The organism is Maridesulfovibrio pacificus (SeqCode), from assembly GCF_048612815.1.
Classification (GTDB): domain Bacteria; phylum Desulfobacterota; class Desulfovibrionia; order Desulfovibrionales; family Desulfovibrionaceae; genus Maridesulfovibrio; species Maridesulfovibrio pacificus.
In genome coordinates this window covers 3111115-3128878 of record NZ_JBLZNE010000001.1, presented here as the reverse complement: position 1 = coordinate 3128878, position 17764 = coordinate 3111115, and the positions used below count along the sequence as shown (strand labels likewise).

The window sequence follows — 17764 nt, the reverse complement described above, 5'->3', positions numbered from 1 at the left end:
TTGAAAAAGGGGATTTTTATGAAATCTTGTTGTCGTTGCATCTTTATAACTTTGGCTCTTTCTTTGTTGTTGGTTCAGCAGGGCTTTGCTTCCAATATATTTCCGCTGGAACCGCCGGATACATCGAGCCCTCAGGCAACTTTTTCCAGCTTTATCCACTATACTGATAAGCTTTACGAAGCGGCTACAGCTGCCAAGGAAGATTTGTTTCTTGAAAGAGAGTTTATGCAACGCGCTGAGCGCTGTTTTGATTTCAGCATGGTCCCGCCGACTCTTCTCGATAATGTGAGTGTCGAATCAGTACTCATGTTACGAGAGATTTTGGATCGTATCGAATTGCCGGACCTTGCAGACGTTCCTGATAAATATGAAGTGAAAAAAAATAATATTCTGCTCTGGCGTATCCCCCATACAGAAATTACAATCGGGCGGTGTCCCGAGGGGCCGCGTATGGGGTCATATTTGTTCACACCTGAAACGGTGCGGCGGCTGGAAGAATATTATGATGAAGTGAGGCATCTGCCTTACCGTAGTGATAAGGGAGAGAATTATACCGGTTTTTATGAGCAATATATCTATTCTTCCGGCTGGATGATACCGGATGGCTTTTTAAAGAAACTCCCTGAATGGATGAAGGAAGGCTATCTGGGGCAGGCTGTCTGGCAATGGATTGCAATGATCATGATTCTGCTTCTGGGCGACCTCAGTATGTGGGGTGTCTGGCTTTGGCACAAGAAACAGAAACACAGGACCCGCAAGTGGAATTGGCGATGGGAAAGATTGTTGTTTCCGCTTTATGCCATGTTGATCTGTGTTGTAATGGAGTATCTGATTGATAATCAGATCAATATTACCGGCGAGGTGCTTTCGTGGATATCCATGCTACTGAAATTGATTTTTGCGATATTTGCAGGTGTTGCAATCATCATAGGCGGCGATGTGGTTATGCGTGGCATTATCCATACTTCCAAGATCAAGGAAGAGGCTCTTGATGCCGATGTTCTCAGGCTTGGGTGCAGGCTGGTTTCATTCGGCCTTGTGTTCGTGCTTTTCTACAATGCGGGTAGCTATTTCGGTATCCCCGTTACAGCTATTTTCGCATCGGCCGGTATTGCCGGGGTTGCTGTTGCTCTGGCTGCCCGTGAAACTTTGGCCAACTTTTTCGGCGGAGTCTCTATCTTTATGGATCGCCCTTTCAGGGCAGGAGATTATATTGTCCTGGATAACGGGGATCGCGGTGAAGTTAAGGCTGTAGGCATGCGCAGTACCCGTATTCAAACCCGTGATGATATAATGATTACCATCCCTAACTCGGTTATCACCAATGGTAAGGTGGTAAACCAAAGTCGGCCCCATCCGCATTTCAGGGTACGTATAAAACTTGGTGTGGCTTACGGTTCTGATGTTGATCAGGTGGAAGCTCTCCTAATGGAACTGGCAGAGAACAATGAACTCGCCATTTCCAGACCGGAGCCCCGGGTTAGGTTCCGCAAGTTCGGCGATTCCGCCCTCGAATTCGAGCTGCTTTGCTGGGCTGCGCGCCCTCATGACCGGGGTAGACTGATTCATACTCTTAGTCGTGATATCTATAAGCGTTTCAACTCCGAAGGAATCGTTATTCCTTTTCCGCAGCAGGATGTGTATCTGCATAAGGCTGAGGATTGATTCAATGAGTTGTGAAAGAAATGTCCTGAAGTTTCGGGGAGAAGTTTTTCGGGAAGACAGGGAGAAACTTAACGGGCATCGGTCTGCGGTTTTCTGGTTCACAGGTCTTTCCGGTTCCGGAAAATCCACCATTGCTCATGAGGTTGAAAAAAAACTTTTTGACATGTCCATGAGGGCTTTTGTTTTTGACGGGGATAACGTCCGCCACGGATTATGCGGAGACTTAAGCTTTTCCCCGGCTGCCCGGACTGAGAATATCAGGCGTATTGCAGAAGTATCGAAATTGTTTACAGAGAACGGCACAATCTGCATGTGCGCGTTTATTTCTCCTCTTAAAGAATATCGCCAGTTGGCCCGTGAGATTGTTGGGGAAATGGATTTTTATGAAATATATATAACCTGCCCGCTGGAAATATGTGAGGAGCGGGATGTGAAGGGGTATTACAAATTGGCCCGTGAGGGTAAAATTAAAAATTATACGGGAATATCTGCATCATATGAAATCCCCGAAGCTCCTGATTTGGTCATTGATACAGATAAAGAAACGCTTGAAGAGTCAGTGGCAAGAGTAAAAGACTTTATTCTCAGCGAGATAGGTATTTAATCGGCACAGATTACGAAAAAAAGAACTCCCCGAGAGACAATCTCGGAGAGTTCTTTTTAGTATTTAATTACGGCTCCGGACCAGCTAAGTCCTATCCCGAAGCCGAAGAGCATGATCGTGTCTCCTCGTTTAAGCTTACCGCTTGCTTCCGCCCGCTTGAGAGCAATGGGGATGGTGGAGGAGGTGGTGTTGCCCACTTCATAAAGGTCCATGATCATTTTCTCTTCCGGGATATCAAGTTTGGACATGAGAGATTCAAGAACCTTATTGCTGGCCTGATGGAATACAAAAAGATCGATTCCATCCATGCCTGTTCCGGCCTGCTCAGCCAGTTTCCTTATTTCAGCAGGAATGGTTTTCACTGTGAACTGGAAAACTTTGAATCCGTCCATCTGCATGTCCGGCTTAGCGATAGGAGTATCGGCATCTTTTCCTGTTACAACACTGATTCCTGAATTGAGGCAGCGTATTGATTCACTGCGGCTTCCGTCTGTTCCAAAGAGAAATGACGGGGATGTTTCAGGCTTATCGATAATTGTTGCAGCTGCTCCGTCAGAGAAAATAAGGAAAGAAGTCTTGTTTTCCGGGTCAATTGTTTTGGAGTAATTATCGACAGTAACAAAGAGTATCCGCTCAGATATCCCGGCAGCCATGTAGCCGTAAGCAATGGAAAGTCCGTAACAATAGCCGCTGCAGCCGAGGCTTACGTCAAAACATTTGGTCGATGAAGGAAGGCCGAGTTTGTGCTGCAGACAGGCGGAAACATGGGGCAGCAGTTGGTCCGGGGTCTGGGTACAGACGATCAGTGTATCCGGAAGTTCTTTTTCAGAGAGTCCGGACAGAACTTTTGACGCGGCTTTATAAGCCATCTGCAGGGTTGTCTCGTCTTTAGCTGAGTGGTGCAGGTAGCGCACACCTGTTTTAGGCAGTGAATTGCTGACATGCCAGTGCGGCTTGGTTTTATCCAGCTCATGGCAGTCGATGATATGTTCAGGGAGATAGTATTCTATATTATTGATAAAGCTGTTCATTGCTCTTGCAACTGTATTGCGCTTGTTGTCTTCAAAAGAAGGTAGTTAAGGATAAAGTAGTATCGGGCAAGAAATAAGCCGGGGATGGTTCTAATAGCGATATTTCATGCGCTAGGCAAGCTTGCAGGGCAAAATAATATACCTTCTCTGGTGTACATAAAATGTCCGGCATATCAATGATATGCCGGACATATATAGTAGGTGTCTGTAATGCAGGTAATTATTGGCTATCGTTGATCGTTTTGATTGCGCTTGGAAGGAATATAGAGAAGATATCATGAAGTCCGGCCATTAGCTTACCTGCATTGTCGCCAGTATTGGTCATGTCCTTATTTTGTTTGGATGTATAATTCTTGGCGAAAAGCAGCTTGTTGTTCTTGGTGACCATGCCGTCCAGACGGACTTTGTAATTCATTTCAAGCTGCCCGGGACGGTTGATGTATACCTTGTTGGCAATCCCGGTAATGATGAAATGGTCTCCCGCTTCATCCATGGTTTCGAAATACTCTACATCCAGACCTTTAGCCTTGAGTTGTTTGTAGAGCGACTGCCCCATCCAGGTTCCAATGTCTATTGAGGGGTAGTACGTAAAGAGTTTGCTTTGTCCTATTTGCTTGATAGGTTTGCTTTCGGTAAATTTGACAACCGCAATTTTGGAAGGACAAGGAGGGATATCAATATCAATCGGTTTGTAGGATAATTGAAGTGTTGTGTCTTTCATTTTTGTGTCGGCGGAAAGACCTGTATTGGGGAAAGCAAAAATGATTAAGAGTAGAGTTACTAGATACAGGGTCTTTTGGTTCATGATTTCTCCCGTGTTATTTGGTGTCATGGTTGTGAAAACATACTTAGAATCAATTTAATTGATCTGCGCTGTTTTTGTCAAAGTTGTTTTTTGAGAAGGAAGATGGTGCGGCCGGAACTTGACCGGGGCTGCGTGCTGGTTTACTTGCAGGCAGGCTGTGAGTAATTTGGGGGCGCTAGTTATTTCCTGTTTACTTAGTCTGGACTTTATAGGGTGGGTATGCTTTATTTCCGTGCCTTTCGGCAGTCATGATCGTTTGAAACAAGATTTGTGAGCTTTTTAAAGTGAAAGATATATCATCAATTAATCCTAAGAAAATACTTGTCTGTCAGTTGCGCCAGATAGGCGATGTTGTGTTGGCTACTCCTTCTGTTTCCCTTCTCCATAAAAAATATCCTGATGCTGAAATACATGTCCTGACAGAGGATAAGTGCACACAAGTATTTGATAATAATCCGGCAGTCAGCCATGTCTGGGCTATTGAGAAAAATAAACTGCGTAATCCACTTAAAGCCTTGGCCTTTTACTGGAAGGTTGGTCGTTGCGGATATGATCTCATTGTTGATTTTCAGCAGCTTCCTCGTTGCCGTTGGGTTGTACTTTTCAGCAATGCTCCGATCAAGCTTGCCGAAATGCCGCCATGGTATAACCGGTGGCTGTATACCAATTGGCCTGAACATATTCCGGGTGGCTACGCAGCTATGTATAAAGCCGGAGTGCTCAAGCCGCTTGGCATTGAATGGAATTCAGAGCGGCCCAAAATTTTTATTTCAGATGAAGAGCGTGCTGAGGCAAAGGCTTGTTTGGATTCTTTGGGGGTCACCGACGATGAACCGTTGATCACCATTGATGCGTCCCACAGAAGGCATACCCGTAAATGGCCCGAAGAGTATTACGGAAAGTTGATCCGACTAATCGCAGAGCAACGTCCCAATTTTAAGTTTTTTCTGCTCTATGGTCCCGGCGAAAAAGATGTCGCCCTTAAGGTAAGGGAAGAATCTGGAGTGGCCGATAAGTGTGTCATGGTCGACAAACCGGGGTCTTTGAGAATAATGGCTGCTTTAATTGAGCGAGCTGTTTTGCATATAGGCAATTGTTCTGCTCCGAGGCATTTCGCTGTTGCTGTCGGTACACAAAGTATAGTCATGCCCGGTTCTTCCGGGAGTTGGGTGTTTCCTTCACCTGAGCACGAAGAAGTTGTTGCTGGTATTGAGTGTGAGCCTTGCGGCAAGGAGAAATGTGATCGGGGTGATTTGGCCTGCCTGACAAAAGTTATGCCGGAAGATGTTCTTTTAAGGGTTTTAGATAGAGTGTAAACCTGCTACAAGGGGATTCTCTTGAGTGGGATGTTTGGGATTATCCTTTTCAAGTGCTCAAATAATTGAATAAATGGATAGATGAAAAAGCGTATGGTTTATGATTTTTTCGTAAACCGAATCTTGAAAGGGATTTGGTGTCAATTTAGATGGGGGGCATACAGCCTTACCGATCCGATTTTCTATTTGTTTCTTTCTTTCGGTTTTGTCGGTCTCTATGTGCCTGAGCCAGATCTTAAGTTATCTTTGCATCTGTTGTTTCTGAAGGCTTTGTTTGAGGAGTTTTTTTTCAGGTTTTTGCTGCAGGAAGGAATTGATCGCCTATTGAAATATCAATGGAGATTGGGCCCTCTGAGTCTTGCTAACTTTCTAGCTTCATTGACTTTTGCTTGCGTACATTTGATTCATCAGCCTCCGCACTGGGCCTTGCTGACATTTTTCCCGTCGCTTGCCTTCGGCTATATATGGCAGAGATATAGGAGCTTGGTTTCAACTACTCTTATCCACTTTGCCTACAATGCATTTTTGTTTTATCAGTTTATGTAATCTTGGATGGAGCTAAGAAAACTTGACTGGCTTTTGCAAGTGTAGGATGTTTGCTGGAATAAAACTTTTTAATTGTTAGAATTTAAGGATTATCGGCTGGATAGCAGAAAATCCTATGCAGATAAAAATGATTCTTACCGGATAACCGGCGGAGCTTATGGCGCTGAATATGCTGAATAAATTATGTAAATTTGTTGTGGGACTTGTTTTGTCCACGGTTCTTTTGGTTTCTGCCGCTGCGGCACAGCCAGAAGGAACCGAAGGAGTCCATGCCAACCTTGAAAGTATTTCTCTGGTTGAATTTATTAAATTTGTCGGTCGCTATACCGGCAGAAATATTGTTTTTCAGAAGGGAGCCTTGCCCGGTTCACATATCAGCATTTATGCCGGACAGTCTCTCACTGAACCTGAGCTGATGGCTGTTTTTCAGGAAGTTTTGAGTGGCGCTGGGTTTCACGCGGTTACCAGGGATAACGTGACCTATGTTTTGCCGATGCGTGATGCAAAGCTTATTTCTCCCGACATCAAGGCTTCTCCTTCAGAGGGAAATGGTGAAGAGATAATCACCTCTGTTTTTCAGCTTGAAGGAAAAATGGATCCGGCTAAGGTTCAAACTGTTTTGACGCAGGTGGCTTCTCGTATCGGTCAGGTAACACCTGTGCCTATGGCTGATGCAGTTTTGGTCCGGGATTTACAGAGCAATGTTAATAAAATGAAAAAACTGCTTGGTATTTTGAAAAGGGCGGGTGCCGAGCAGGAGTCGACTTTAATTGAGTTGGATAAGTCCAGTGCTAAAACTGTGGCCACTAAGCTGACTTCTTTTTATAAAAAATTATCGACAGCCGGTAAAACCGGAACTCCCCCGGTCATAGAATCTTTGGACTGGGCTAATAGTTTACTTGTTTCAGGAAGCAATGATCAGATTATAACCATTAAAAGACTTATTTCCAAGCTTGATAAGGGCAGTGATGCCTACTCAAAGATGAAAATTTACAGGTTGCATAATATTGAAGCTGTAGTAGCCGGTGATGTTTTAAAAAGCCTTGTTACCGGTGGTGGGATTCCTTCTTCCAGTAAATCTGATGACAGTAAGTCACAATCTGATACCAGTTCTTCTTCTAAGTCTACTAAATCAGCTACTTCCTCTTCCAGTGGAGCTGATGACATTCAAGTCTCTGCTGACGAAACAACAAATACCTTGATCGTAATGGCTAGTGCTGATCAATTGCCTCAGATTGATAATTTTGTTGAACAGTTAGATCAGGCACAGGATCAGGTTTATATTGAAGCACTTGTTCTTGAAACCACTCTGGATCATGCTAAGGAATTTGGTGTTGAATGGCAGGGTGGGATTGATTTAGGCGGGAGTGTTGCTACGCTTGGATACACTAAATCTAAGGATAGTAAACTCACTTCCTATGCTGCCAATCCATCCAGTGTGCCTGGTGGTTATTCCATGGGGGTTCTTGGCGATACCATTTCTTATGCCGGTAAGAGTTTTCCTACTATCGGGGCTTTGGTAAACTTCACTAAGTCGGCCACGGATTTTAATCTCATATCTGCTCCTCAGATCATGACTCTGGATAATGCTGAAGCTGAGATTTTTGTCGGCCAGAACAGGCCATATAAAACCGGTCAGAGTACAACCAGCGGTGATGCGGTTGTTTCTACCTACGAATACAAAGATGTCGGTATCAAGCTTAAGATTACCCCGAGGATCAACCGTGAAGATGGGTTGGTTAAGCTTAAGGTATTCCAGACTTACAATACCGTTTCCGAAGCCAGTACAACAGAGCTTCCGATTACCAACGACCGTAAAACTGATACCACGGTTCTTTTAGCCGATGGTTCGACCATGGTTATTGGTGGATTGATCAGGGCTGATCATACCCGCACTGAGGCTGGCGTTCCATATCTTTCAGATTTGCCGTTGTTAGGCTGGCTTTTCAAGACCACGAGCAATAGTGGCACTAAGAACACCCTGATGGTTTTTCTTTCAGCACGTATTATTCAGACTACTGAAGGCCTTGAAGCCTTGAGTAAAGCCAAGATGGATAAGTACAGAAATCAACGTAATCGTATCAGTGATTTTATTGATGAAGAGTTTAACACTATTGGTAGTGATTCTAAAAAATCTGATGGTAAAACACCTTCTATCTCAGATGGTTTATAGGGTGTAACATTGGGTAATATATACGATCTCAATTTAGTCCCGCGCGAAGTAGTGGCTCTCTTTTTGACCTTTCCGCAGCGCAATGAGTTTATTCCCGTTGAAGTCAGGGACAAACAAATCAAAGTGCTCCTCCAGAACGAGGCCTCTTTGCCTATGGCAGACTTTTTGTCTTGGAAGCTGGGGAAAAATGTTGTTTCTGAAATTGTAACTGAGGAAGAGTTCTTTCCTCTACTTGAACAGGCTCTTACTGTCTGGGAAGAAGAGAGTGCTATTGAGTCTGATTCAGATGACTCAGAAGGCGAAGACGGACAGGATTTGTTAGGCTGGTCTCACGACGATGCTCCCATTGTCAGGTTGGTGAACAAAACCCTGCATCAGGCTATTTCCACTGGAGCCAGTGATATCCATTTTGAGGGTCAGGGCAATGGTTTTGTAGTACGTTATCGTCAGGATGGCGTTCTGAAAGCCGTGAAACGTTTGGACAAAGGGCTTCAGCCGACGGTTATTGCTCGTATTAAAGTTATGGGCGAGATGGATGTGGCCGAGAGTCGCAAGCCGCAGGATGGACGTATTTTTCTTAAGCTCGGCCAGAAAGAAGTTGATGTCCGTGTTTCTACAATTCCCACCATGAGTGGCGAAAAGGCCGTTCTTCGCGTGTTGGACCGTTCTAAAAATATTCTCAACCTTGAAGAGCTCGGTCTTAAAGGGCCGGACCTTGAATTATTCAGGAAAGTTCTTGCCCAGCCGCATGGTATTGTTTTGGTCACCGGTCCTACTGGGTCCGGTAAAACTACCAGTTTATATGCCGGTCTGAGTGAACTTCCACGTGATGACAAGAACATAGTTACAGTTGAAGATCCGGTGGAATATCAGCTTTCCGGAGTCAATCAGGTACAAGTCAACAAGGCCGCCGGGATGACTTTCGCCACCACCATTCGTTCTTTTCTTAGACAGGATCCGGATATTATCCTTGTAGGTGAGATCCGAGATCAGGAAACAGCGAGCACTGCAGTTCAGGCTTCGCTTACCGGTCACCTCGTGCTTTCCACTCTGCACACCAACGATGCGGCCACTGCAGTCACCAGAATGCTTGATATGGGCATTGAGCCCTTTCTGCTGGCATCTTCCCTTTCTCTTGTGCTTGGTCAGCGTTTGGTTCGTGTTAATTGTAAGCATTGCTCCAGAAAAGTAGAGGTTTCCGAGAATACCTATAAGCTTTTTGAGGAGGCAGTAGGTTTACCTTCCACTCAGACAGCCGGGGCAGGGTGTGAACATTGTAACTTCACAGGCTTTAGCGGACGTCGCGGTGTTTACGAGCTCATCCCGGTTACAGAGGATATGCGCGGGCTGATCATGGAAATGGCTTCATCTGACCAAATCAAGTCATACGCCAAACAAATGGGCCGCGAAACCATGGTAGACCATGGGATACGCCTAGTTAGAGAAGGTGTGACCACCCTTGAAGAAGTTGTTAGAGTTACCAAGCTTTAAATATTAGAGATAAATTTATATTATTACAGGTTGATAAAATGAGTGTTAGCATTGAGTTCCGTAAGCCGGAATGGATTTCCGATTGGAAAATATTTATTCTTTTCGCATTGATCTCTTTTAGTGTCGCTTTTGGAATGCGAGCAATGGAATTTCCAAAGTGGGATAATCCGGCATACATGGTTGATGGTGAGTACATTATGGGAACCCATGATGCTTATTTTTGGCTGGCCGGTGCCAAGGGTGTCGGTAGGGCTGTTGATAACCCTATGTCAGGTGTTGTCCGATTACTCGGAGCTGTTACCGGAGCGCATTACGGTAATATCGCATTTTGGCTTCCAGCTGTATTTGCGGGCTTTTGTGCCGTCGCTGCTTTTGGCTGGGGTATGCTCCTCGGCGGACCTTGGATAGGTATTGTCGGAGCCGTTTATGCAACCTCAGTTCCTGCTTATTATTTTAGAACACGGCTATCCTATTACGATACTGATGTAGTAACTCTCTTTTTCCCGTTGCTTCTCTCATTGCTTATTGCCCGTTGGATATCACAAGGAATTAGAAACCGCTGGCTTTCTTCTGCTGGGCAGGAAAAGGACTTTGATCCTACTTTCGTGGACTATCTTCTTCCTGTCCTTGCCGGGGGAGTCGTCTCTTGGGGTAAACTCTGGCATACGGATGTGCAGACTTTTGGGCTTTTTACACTTGTTGCATCTTTTTTTCTGGCAGTTGTTTGTGCTAAGGGGCGGAATAGAGTTGTGCTATTGAATGGACTGACTCTATTCGCATGTGCTTCCTTCTTTGGACTGCCTGGATTTATTCTGTCAGTTGTACTGATGTGTCTTTTCGTGTTCACAGATATTTCTGAGAATCGTTATGTACAGAATTTGTGGATAAATATTGCAGTATTGGGTGCAGCTCTACTTTTTAGTGGAGCAGGAATGGCTTTGTATACTGCGGTTCAGATTAAACTGAGTGCTTATCTGAAGCCCGCAGCAGATAATGCAGGAGCGCTTAAGGGCCCTTTGTACCCCGGTATTGCTCAGAGTGTAATTGAAGCACAAAATGTGTCGTTTGATACTTTGGTCCAGAGTGTTACAGGAAGTGCATTCTTATGGTGGGTTGGCGCAATCTCTACAGTTATTCTTTTTGCCTTGCGTCCTGATGCAATATACTTGCTTCCTTTTTTTGCTCTTTTTTTTGCTGCAATGAAAATGGGTGGTCGTTTCTCCATGTTTGCCGGTGCCCCTCTTGGACTAGGAATGGGGTTTGTCGGCTATTGGATAATTGGAAAGATGAAATTCAAATCAGGAGCAAAATGGGCTTGTGCGAGTGTAGGAGTTGTGTTTGCGGGTGCGATTTTAATTTATGTCTTACCGATGTATCAAAATTTTGCGATTACCCCAATAATGGGGAAGAATCATGCAGAAGCTCTTCTTAAAACAGGAAAGCAGATGCCTAGTGATGCCACTGTTTGGACCTGGTGGGACTGGGGATATGCAACCTTGTACTACACAGGTAAACATTCATTCGCCAATGGTGGGCATCATCAGGGAACTTCTCTTCTTCCGTTGGGGCTTGCTTATGCAACCTCTTCCCCTAAACAGAGTAACCAGCTGATTAAATATTCTGCGTTGCATGGAAGTAATCCTGCTGCAGCATGGAAGGATAAATCATCGTTAGAAGTATTTGATTTTTTGAAAAGTTTAGGAGTTAAGGATTATGAGTTCGGTAGAATTCCTAAGCAGTATATTGTTGCTAGCTGGGATAATGTAAGGCTGGCTTATTGGATTTTATATTATGGTTCATGGAATGTCGTAAATGGTAGTGGGGTACATCCGCAGCTTTATGCAATCCGTAATGCTTTTGATATTGACTATTCCAATGGAGTAGTTTCTGTGAGGAATGAATCTCCTGTTAGAGTCTCGGCTTTGCACATTATGAATAGCAAAGGGATGACTTCGCAGAGATACCCTCAATCTGTTGGGCCTGTCTTGTTATATAATGAGACAGTCAATCAGGGGTTTTTTGCTGATATTTTTTCTTACCAAAGCATGCTTATCCGTTTGTTGTTAAGTGATCCTAGGGATAAAAGTATTTCTGACTATTTTAAGCTTGTATACGAAGGATTTCCAAATATCCGGGTTTATGAAGTCTTATAAGGCTAAAAAATGGTTGAATAATAAGTGTCATAGGTGTATAGTCTGATTGTTTTTTATAGCAAGTGGCCGAAGACATAGGGTTTTTGGCTCAGTTGCTATTTTAATTCTCACTTTAAGGAGATTTTTTTCACCATGAAAAAAATTACAGTTCTCTTTACAGTATTGATGATGCTGGCAGCATCCAGTGCCTGGGCTGTTGACGCAGTTTTCCCCGGTGCTCTGAATGGCTCCTCTGAGCGCGTTCTTACAGGTTTTAGCATTAACGCTTCTTCGACTCAAACTGCAGTTGAGGCTCACAACGGTACTTTCCTGACCTTCAACTCCACCCACCTGATTGCTTACTCCATCAAGGGTGGTATTCTTGGTTCTACCGTTGGTAACTCCTCCCTGTATGGTAACATCGGTGTTTGTAACAGCACTGCTGGCACCATGGCTAACTTCGGTCAGTCCAACGGGACCAACGCCGCAACAAACGCATCTGCATTCAATGTTAACCTTACATACTCTAACATTGCTGGTCTGACCGCTCTCGGTCAGGTTAACGGTTCCGCTATCGGTACTGGTATCACCACTGGTCCTCGTTCTGCAATGCTGAGCGCGCCTTACTACTTCATCAACACTCCTTCTTACGACCTCATGGCTGGTGTATCTAACTCCACCTTCGGCATGGGCGATGGCCAGGTTGCATCTCCTAATGGTGCTAACTTCGCTCTCGGTTTCGTAAACGGTACCTTCCTTGGTTCCGATGTTTACTCTTCCGACAACACCTGGGATCTCTACGCTGTAGGTTTCAACTTCTACACCAACAAGCCTTACTACATGGTTGGTCAGGTTAAAATCAACTCCGCTCCCGGTACTGACAACGCTGAAGTTAAGTACGCTAAGTACGATTCCGACGGAACTCTGACCGACAACACTTCTTCCTGGATCACTTACAACGCTACCACCGGCAACGGCAACCAGCTGATGTCTATCTTCTACAAAGCTCAGACTCCTATAGTCGAAAACGCTACCATCAATGCTGACCGCAACCTGATCTCTGGTTATGCTGTTGAAGATAGCTACAAGCACTTTGTAGTTCTCGTTAAAAACGCTCAGACTCTCTCTGACTCTGATATCAGAAACCGCGGTTTCAAACTTGTTTACGCTGGTTCCGGTAGTTCCGCAAAGAACATCAACAACGCTACCCTTGGTCTCATGGATATGCAGGTTGATAACGCACTCGGTCTCACCGGTGACTACGTAATCAACAACGGTCGTCAGGCTTTCAAAGAAGCTGCTGACACCCTGAATGGTTACACCATTGCTGTTGCTAATACTGACCAGCTCAAACTGACTCAGTCCAACATGACTCTGACCGCTGCTGATGGCGATACTCTTGCTGGTAACTTCTACGGTAAGCAGTCTGCAGACAAGTCTTACGCTGTTGGTATCTACCAGTCCGCTTTCGCTGGAGCTAAGTACTCCTACAACCTGGCTGTTATGATCCCCAACTCCGCTGTTGTTGCAAACGTTCAGGGTGCAAACGCTGCATACCAGAACAACGCTACCATCACCGCATGGACTGCTATTGCACGTAACAACACTTCCTACTCCAAGGCAGCTCTGAGAACTGCTTTCCCTGATGTTCCTTCTAATTTCACCCCGCTGACCAACGCTATCGGCTTCAACGCTACTTGGGTTGGTATGGGCGCACAGAGAGGCGATATCTACTACACCTTCCAGGTTCCCTTCTCCGGCGTAGGTAACAGAATTGATACTCTTGATCTTTACAAGGTGTTCCCCACCGATGCTAAGACTGTAAGATCCTTCACTTACGCTTCTGAGCCTACCTTCAACACCGACGGTGCATGGTGGATCTCCACTGCTGTTGGTGATGGTTACCTGAATGAGAACTCTTACCTCGTTCCTTCAACCGATTACTACATCAACTACGTACTGAAAGATAACGGTGACTTCGACTACCGCTCTCAGGCTCGTGAATTTGGTGACCCCGTCGTTCTCGGTGTTAACGATTCCTCCAGCAGCTCCTCTTCCGGTTGTGTATTCAACCCCGCAGCTGGTTTCGGCCTTGAATGGCTGCTGCTGATGCTTGCTCCCATGGTTGCTGTTGTACGTAGCCGTTTCAAGAAGTAAGCAGAGTTCTTTAGATCCTAAGATCTAAATAGCGAAATATTGGGAGCCAACTCTTTGAGTTGGCTCCCTTTTTCTGTATTGAGAAAGTTATTAGCAGCGTGAAGTGCTTGGCTTAAGCCAAATTTGGACCATTAATTAAAGTTGCTCATCTTAAATTTCTGATTTATGGACTTGTGAAAAGTTTGCCAAACACCTGTCGCGAAGGTCAGATTTATAATTGTATGGTTTTAAATTTATCGCCATTGATAGAGCTTTTCTGTACGATACTTATACTAATTTGACTTTTTGTAGAGCAATTAAATTTAGCAAAGATCAAATTTAAATTTGAGAATAAGGAAATATCGATGAAAACAGCAGTTATTGGTACCGGTGCAATGGGCCAGCACCATGTTCGACTTTATTCAGATATCAAGGATTCAGAACTTGTCGGCGTGGTCGACCTGGATGAAAAACAGACTGAAAGACTGTGCTCTTTGTACGGAGGACGTCCTTATAAAGATTACAGAGAAATGATTGAAAAGGAAAAACCAGAAGCTGTTACTATTGCTCTTCCTACTTCCTTTCATCATCAGGCAACAATGGATTGTCTAGATGCAGGTATCCACGTCATGGTCGAAAAGCCGATTGCAAAGACCGTTGAGCAGGCAAGAGAAATGATTGCCAAAGCTAATGACGTAAACCGTGTACTTAAAGTTGGTCATATTGAACGATTTAACCCTGCGGTTACCCAGTTAAAAGAAAGGCTCGCCGACGGTCAACTTGGAAGAATTTTTACTATTCATTCCAGACGTCAGTCCCCTTATCCAGGACGCATTACTGATGTCGGTGTTGCTAGTGATCTTGCAACTCATGAACTTGATATGATGCGTTACATCGCACAGTCCGAAGTTCATTCAATGACCTCTGAGATTTCAAAGGTTATGAATACAAATAATGAAGATATTGTTTTTGGTCTTGTGCGGTTTGAAAATGAAATTCTTGGCATTTTAGATGTAAACTGGGTTACCCCTACCAAGATTCGTGAGATTTCTGTTACTGGCGAGAACGGTATGTTTACGGTGGATTACCTTAACCAGAATTTAACTTTTAACTCTAACTACGCTGCTGAGCAGAATGAGAATCAGAGTGACTGGTTTAAGGCTAAATTTGGTGTAGCTGAAGGTGATTTTACCCGTTTCAGAGTTGAAAAAAGGGAGCCTCTGCGTGTTGAGATTGAGGCATTTCTTGATTGTTGTGTAAACAATTCGACACCGCTGGTAACCGGCGAAGACGGTCTTGAAGCTCTTAATTTGGCTTTGAAAATTGTGGATAGTAAATACAATTGTGGTTGTAAACGCATAGATAAGTAGTCAGAACACAGACATCAAAAATAAAACGGCCGTGGTCCCCTTCTGCATTCAGGGAATCACGGCCGCTTTTTGTTTTTAAATCGATTTTTATAGAGCCTAGGGAGTTATCCTTAGTGTGAAGCCTGCGGGCCTATCTGAGCCAATTGAGAAGCGCATAAAGTTATGTGAGGTTATGCCGTCTCAGCTGACTTTCGATCCAGCACCGTTTGGCTAGAATTGTTAACAAAACGGGAATAAAACAAGCGAAGTAGTTTTGTAGCCCTCCCGTATATTAGTCCCAGCGAAAAGTAGAGATTTCTGATAAAGACAGCCATGAAGGAGGTTGTTTCGATGCGGAAATCCAGATTCAGTGAAAGTCAGATTATCAAGATCCTGAAAGAAGCCGAAGGCGGTCGCAAAGTCGCAGACGTGTGCCGAGATTACAAGGTTAGTCAGGCCACGTACTACAAGTGGAAATCCAAATACGGCGGCATGGAAGCTTCCGATATTCGTCGTCTGAAGGATCTTGAAGAAGAGAATCGTAAGCTTAAAAACATGTTTGCCAACTTGAGCCTTGAAAACGAAGCTCTAAAGGATGTCATAGCAAAAAAGTTTTAAAGCCAGCTGAGAAACGTGAGCTTGTTGACTACCTTCGTAACGAATTTTTTCTCAGCATTCGGCAAGCATGCAGCGCACTACGCTTAAGTCGCTCAGTGTATTGCTATAAGCCGAATTCGCGAGATGATTCGTTAATTATTGAAATGCTTCTTAAGCTGGCTGATCGGTATCCCCGTTACGGTTTCAGAAAATTGTTCGTCCTGCTGCGCAAACGAGGACACCGCTGGAACCATAAAAGGGTTTATCGAGTTTACTGCATGCTAAAAATGAATTTCCGGCGAAAGGGGAAGAAACGTTTACCTTCCCGGAATCCTCAGACTTTATCAGTTCCGCCGAAAGTCAACATCTGCTGGTCGATCGACTTTATGCATGACTCACTGATGAGTGGACAAAGGTTTAGAACTTTTAATGTGCTTGATGATTTCAGCCGTGAATGTCTGGCCATTGAAGTAGACACAAGCCTGCCCGCAGGAAGGATCACCCGTGTGCTGGACAGAGTTTCAACATGGCGCGGTTTTCCTGAAAAAATGAGAATGGATAATGGTCCTGAACTTATTTCGGTGACATTGGCAGATTGGGCCGAAAGAAATGGTGTTGTGCTGGAATTCATCCAGCCAGGCAAGCCGACTCAGAATTCATACATTGAACGTTTCAACAAAACGTTTCGAAACGAGGTTTTAGATTTTTACCTGTTTTCAACGTTATCTGAGGTCAAGGGCATAACCGAAGACTGGATTCGGCAATACAACGAAGAGCGGCCACATGAATCGCTCGGAGACATGACTCCAGTCGAATATGTCCAAACTCATTCACCCCAAGAAAACTCTACTTTCGGATGGCACTAACTTGGGGAGGTTTACAGTTTCTTTTCAATAGAAAGTGTATGATAGTACCGACGCAAACGGTTAGTATGATTAAGAAATAGGCTAAGAATCTAGTGGAAAAAATATCTGGCAAATTCAATTTGACCCACATTCTGATGAAGAACATCATAAATATCGAATGAATCAAATACAGTGAATAAGTTGTATCCCCGATTTTAGCGATGAAATTGTTAAAGTTAAACCCACAGGCTTCGATACTGAGGAGGGAATAAACCAGAAGAGCTGCAGGGGTACCCCATCTAAACAGGTAATTAAGAGTAAATCCGTACTCAACAGGGTTGATGATGTTGAAAATGGTAAATCCAGCGTAAATACCTAAAGCGAAGAAAGACTGTTTCAAAGATAAAAATTTCTTTTGGAAATAGAGTCTTGCAATCAAAACACCGACAAGGAACTCGTATACTAAGGGAGATCCATAAATCGTGTAATTGTCATGTCCAGTGTAAACAAATGAAGTGATTATATAAAAACCAGTTAAAATTCCTACAAGTGTAGGTATAAGCTTAAAGCTCGTTTTCATCGTAATGATGAGCGAAATGAAAAAAGAAATGTAAAAAAACATTTCAAAAGCAAGTGTCCAGCATATTGGTATAAAGCGATATCCAGGAATCAATAAGTAGTTTGCAACAAAATAAAATGTGTTGGCTTTCTCTAGCGGAATCCCCCCAGAGAACAAAAGGATATAGAAGATGAAGGCCGTAAGAACAACCCAATACATCGAGTAGATACGGATAGCCCGTTTGCTAATGAAGCGTTTGCAAAATTCGGTGTCGATAGTTTTTCCATGAGTGATGTAGTAAATGATAAAGCCACTAACAATGAAGAAGATATCGACACCATTTCTAAAAAAATCGCCGAAAGGAATGAAGTCGGTAAATTTAGCTAGTCCGTAATTAAGAGCATACTCATTTACACTGAAATTGACATGGCTAAAGCAAACAAGAACTGCTGCAATTGTTCGTAATGTTTGTATAGAATAAATTCTTGACATATAAATGAGTCCTATAATGAATA

The 17764-nt window shown here is 44.0% G+C and carries 13 protein-coding genes; 10 read left to right on the top strand and 3 right to left on the bottom strand.

Features of this window, described 5'->3' with window-relative positions:
- The first annotated feature begins 18 nt into the window (after positions 1–18).
- The gene (locus ACNI23_RS14455; RefSeq protein WP_420249709.1) at positions 19–1665 is read left to right on the top strand and encodes a mechanosensitive ion channel family protein; all 1647 of its coding nucleotides are present in this window, start codon (positions 19–21) and stop codon (positions 1663–1665) included.
- Between the two features lie 4 nt (positions 1666–1669).
- Positions 1670–2269, top strand: a complete 600-nt coding sequence (gene cysC / locus ACNI23_RS14450; protein WP_420249708.1) for an adenylyl-sulfate kinase — start codon at positions 1670–1672, stop codon at positions 2267–2269.
- Between the two features lie 56 nt (positions 2270–2325).
- Here the strand turns inward: cysC and ACNI23_RS14445 are convergent, their stop codons facing one another.
- Positions 2326–3300, bottom strand: coding sequence for a 3-oxoacyl-ACP synthase III family protein (locus ACNI23_RS14445; protein ID WP_420249706.1), 975 nt, complete (start codon positions 3298–3300; stop codon positions 2326–2328).
- 220 nt (positions 3301–3520) lie between these two features.
- The gene (locus ACNI23_RS14440; RefSeq protein WP_420249705.1) at positions 3521–4105 is read right to left on the bottom strand and encodes a hypothetical protein; all 585 of its coding nucleotides are present in this window, start codon (positions 4103–4105) and stop codon (positions 3521–3523) included.
- A gap of 284 nt (positions 4106–4389) precedes the next feature.
- On the opposite strand from ACNI23_RS14440, the gene ACNI23_RS14435 reads away from it, so the two are divergent.
- From ACNI23_RS14435 to ACNI23_RS14400, 8 genes are all read left to right on the top strand, one after another.
- Positions 4390–5421: a glycosyltransferase family 9 protein gene (locus tag ACNI23_RS14435; protein WP_420249703.1), complete on the top strand. Its 1032-nt coding sequence runs from the start codon at positions 4390–4392 to the stop codon at positions 5419–5421.
- Between the two features lie 81 nt (positions 5422–5502).
- Positions 5503–5967, top strand: coding sequence for a JDVT-CTERM system glutamic-type intramembrane protease MrtJ (mrtJ, locus tag ACNI23_RS14430; RefSeq protein WP_420249701.1), 465 nt, complete (start codon positions 5503–5505; stop codon positions 5965–5967).
- Positions 5968–6124: 157 nt separating this feature from the next.
- Positions 6125–8140: a type II secretion system secretin GspD gene (gene gspD, locus ACNI23_RS14425; RefSeq protein ID WP_420249699.1), complete on the top strand. Its 2016-nt coding sequence runs from the start codon at positions 6125–6127 to the stop codon at positions 8138–8140.
- A 9-nt stretch (positions 8141–8149) separates the two neighbouring features.
- Positions 8150–9631, top strand: coding sequence for a GspE/PulE family protein (locus ACNI23_RS14420; protein ID WP_420249697.1), 1482 nt, complete (start codon positions 8150–8152; stop codon positions 9629–9631).
- Between the two features lie 38 nt (positions 9632–9669).
- The gene (locus ACNI23_RS14415) at positions 9670–11784 is read left to right on the top strand and encodes an STT3 domain-containing protein (RefSeq protein ID WP_420249695.1); all 2115 of its coding nucleotides are present in this window, start codon (positions 9670–9672) and stop codon (positions 11782–11784) included.
- 132 nt (positions 11785–11916) lie between these two features.
- Positions 11917–13920 (top strand): autotransporter outer membrane beta-barrel domain-containing protein, encoded by a 2004-nt coding sequence (locus ACNI23_RS14410; RefSeq protein ID WP_420249694.1) that lies wholly within the window; start codon positions 11917–11919, stop codon positions 13918–13920.
- Between the two features lie 344 nt (positions 13921–14264).
- Positions 14265–15269 carry a Gfo/Idh/MocA family oxidoreductase gene (locus ACNI23_RS14405; protein ID WP_420249692.1) on the top strand — a complete coding sequence of 335 codons (1005 nt, stop codon included), beginning with the start codon at positions 14265–14267 and terminating at the stop codon, positions 15267–15269.
- A 330-nt stretch (positions 15270–15599) separates the two neighbouring features.
- Positions 15600–16711, top strand: a protein-coding gene (locus ACNI23_RS14400; protein ID WP_420249022.1) for an IS3 family transposase whose coding sequence is annotated in 2 segments (ribosomal slippage) — positions 15600–15861 and positions 15861–16711 — 1113 coding nt in all. Because the reading frame shifts where the segments join, the coding sequence is not laid out codon by codon here.
- On the opposite strand, the gene ACNI23_RS14395 is transcribed toward ACNI23_RS14400, so the two are convergent.
- On the bottom strand, positions 16692–17741 hold the full coding sequence (locus tag ACNI23_RS14395) for an acyltransferase family protein (protein WP_420249690.1): 1050 nt from the start codon (positions 17739–17741) through the stop codon (positions 16692–16694). The genes ACNI23_RS14400 and ACNI23_RS14395 overlap by 20 nt on opposite strands.
- Between the last annotated feature and the right edge of the window lie 23 nt (positions 17742–17764).

Bases quoted from the DNA above. Each gene is read 5' to 3' on its own strand.
- ACNI23_RS14455 (WP_420249709.1), top strand. From the start codon at position 19: ATGAAATCTTGTTGTCGTTGCATCTTTATAACTTTGGCTCTTTCTTTG.
- cysC (WP_420249708.1), top strand. From the start codon at position 1,670: ATGAGTTGTGAAAGAAATGTCCTGAAGTTTCGGGGAGAAGTTTTTCGG.
- ACNI23_RS14445 (WP_420249706.1), bottom strand. From the start codon at position 3,300: ATGAACAGCTTTATCAATAATATAGAATACTATCTCCCTGAACATATC.
- ACNI23_RS14440 (WP_420249705.1), bottom strand. From the start codon at position 4,105: ATGAACCAAAAGACCCTGTATCTAGTAACTCTACTCTTAATCATTTTT.
- mrtJ (WP_420249701.1), top strand. From the start codon at position 5,503: ATGAAAAAGCGTATGGTTTATGATTTTTTCGTAAACCGAATCTTGAAA.
- gspD (WP_420249699.1), top strand. From the start codon at position 6,125: ATGGCGCTGAATATGCTGAATAAATTATGTAAATTTGTTGTGGGACTT.
- ACNI23_RS14415 (WP_420249695.1), top strand. From the start codon at position 9,670: ATGAGTGTTAGCATTGAGTTCCGTAAGCCGGAATGGATTTCCGATTGG.
- ACNI23_RS14410 (WP_420249694.1), top strand. From the start codon at position 11,917: ATGAAAAAAATTACAGTTCTCTTTACAGTATTGATGATGCTGGCAGCA.
- ACNI23_RS14405 (WP_420249692.1), top strand. From the start codon at position 14,265: ATGAAAACAGCAGTTATTGGTACCGGTGCAATGGGCCAGCACCATGTT.
- ACNI23_RS14395 (WP_420249690.1), bottom strand. From the start codon at position 17,741: ATGTCAAGAATTTATTCTATACAAACATTACGAACAATTGCAGCAGTT.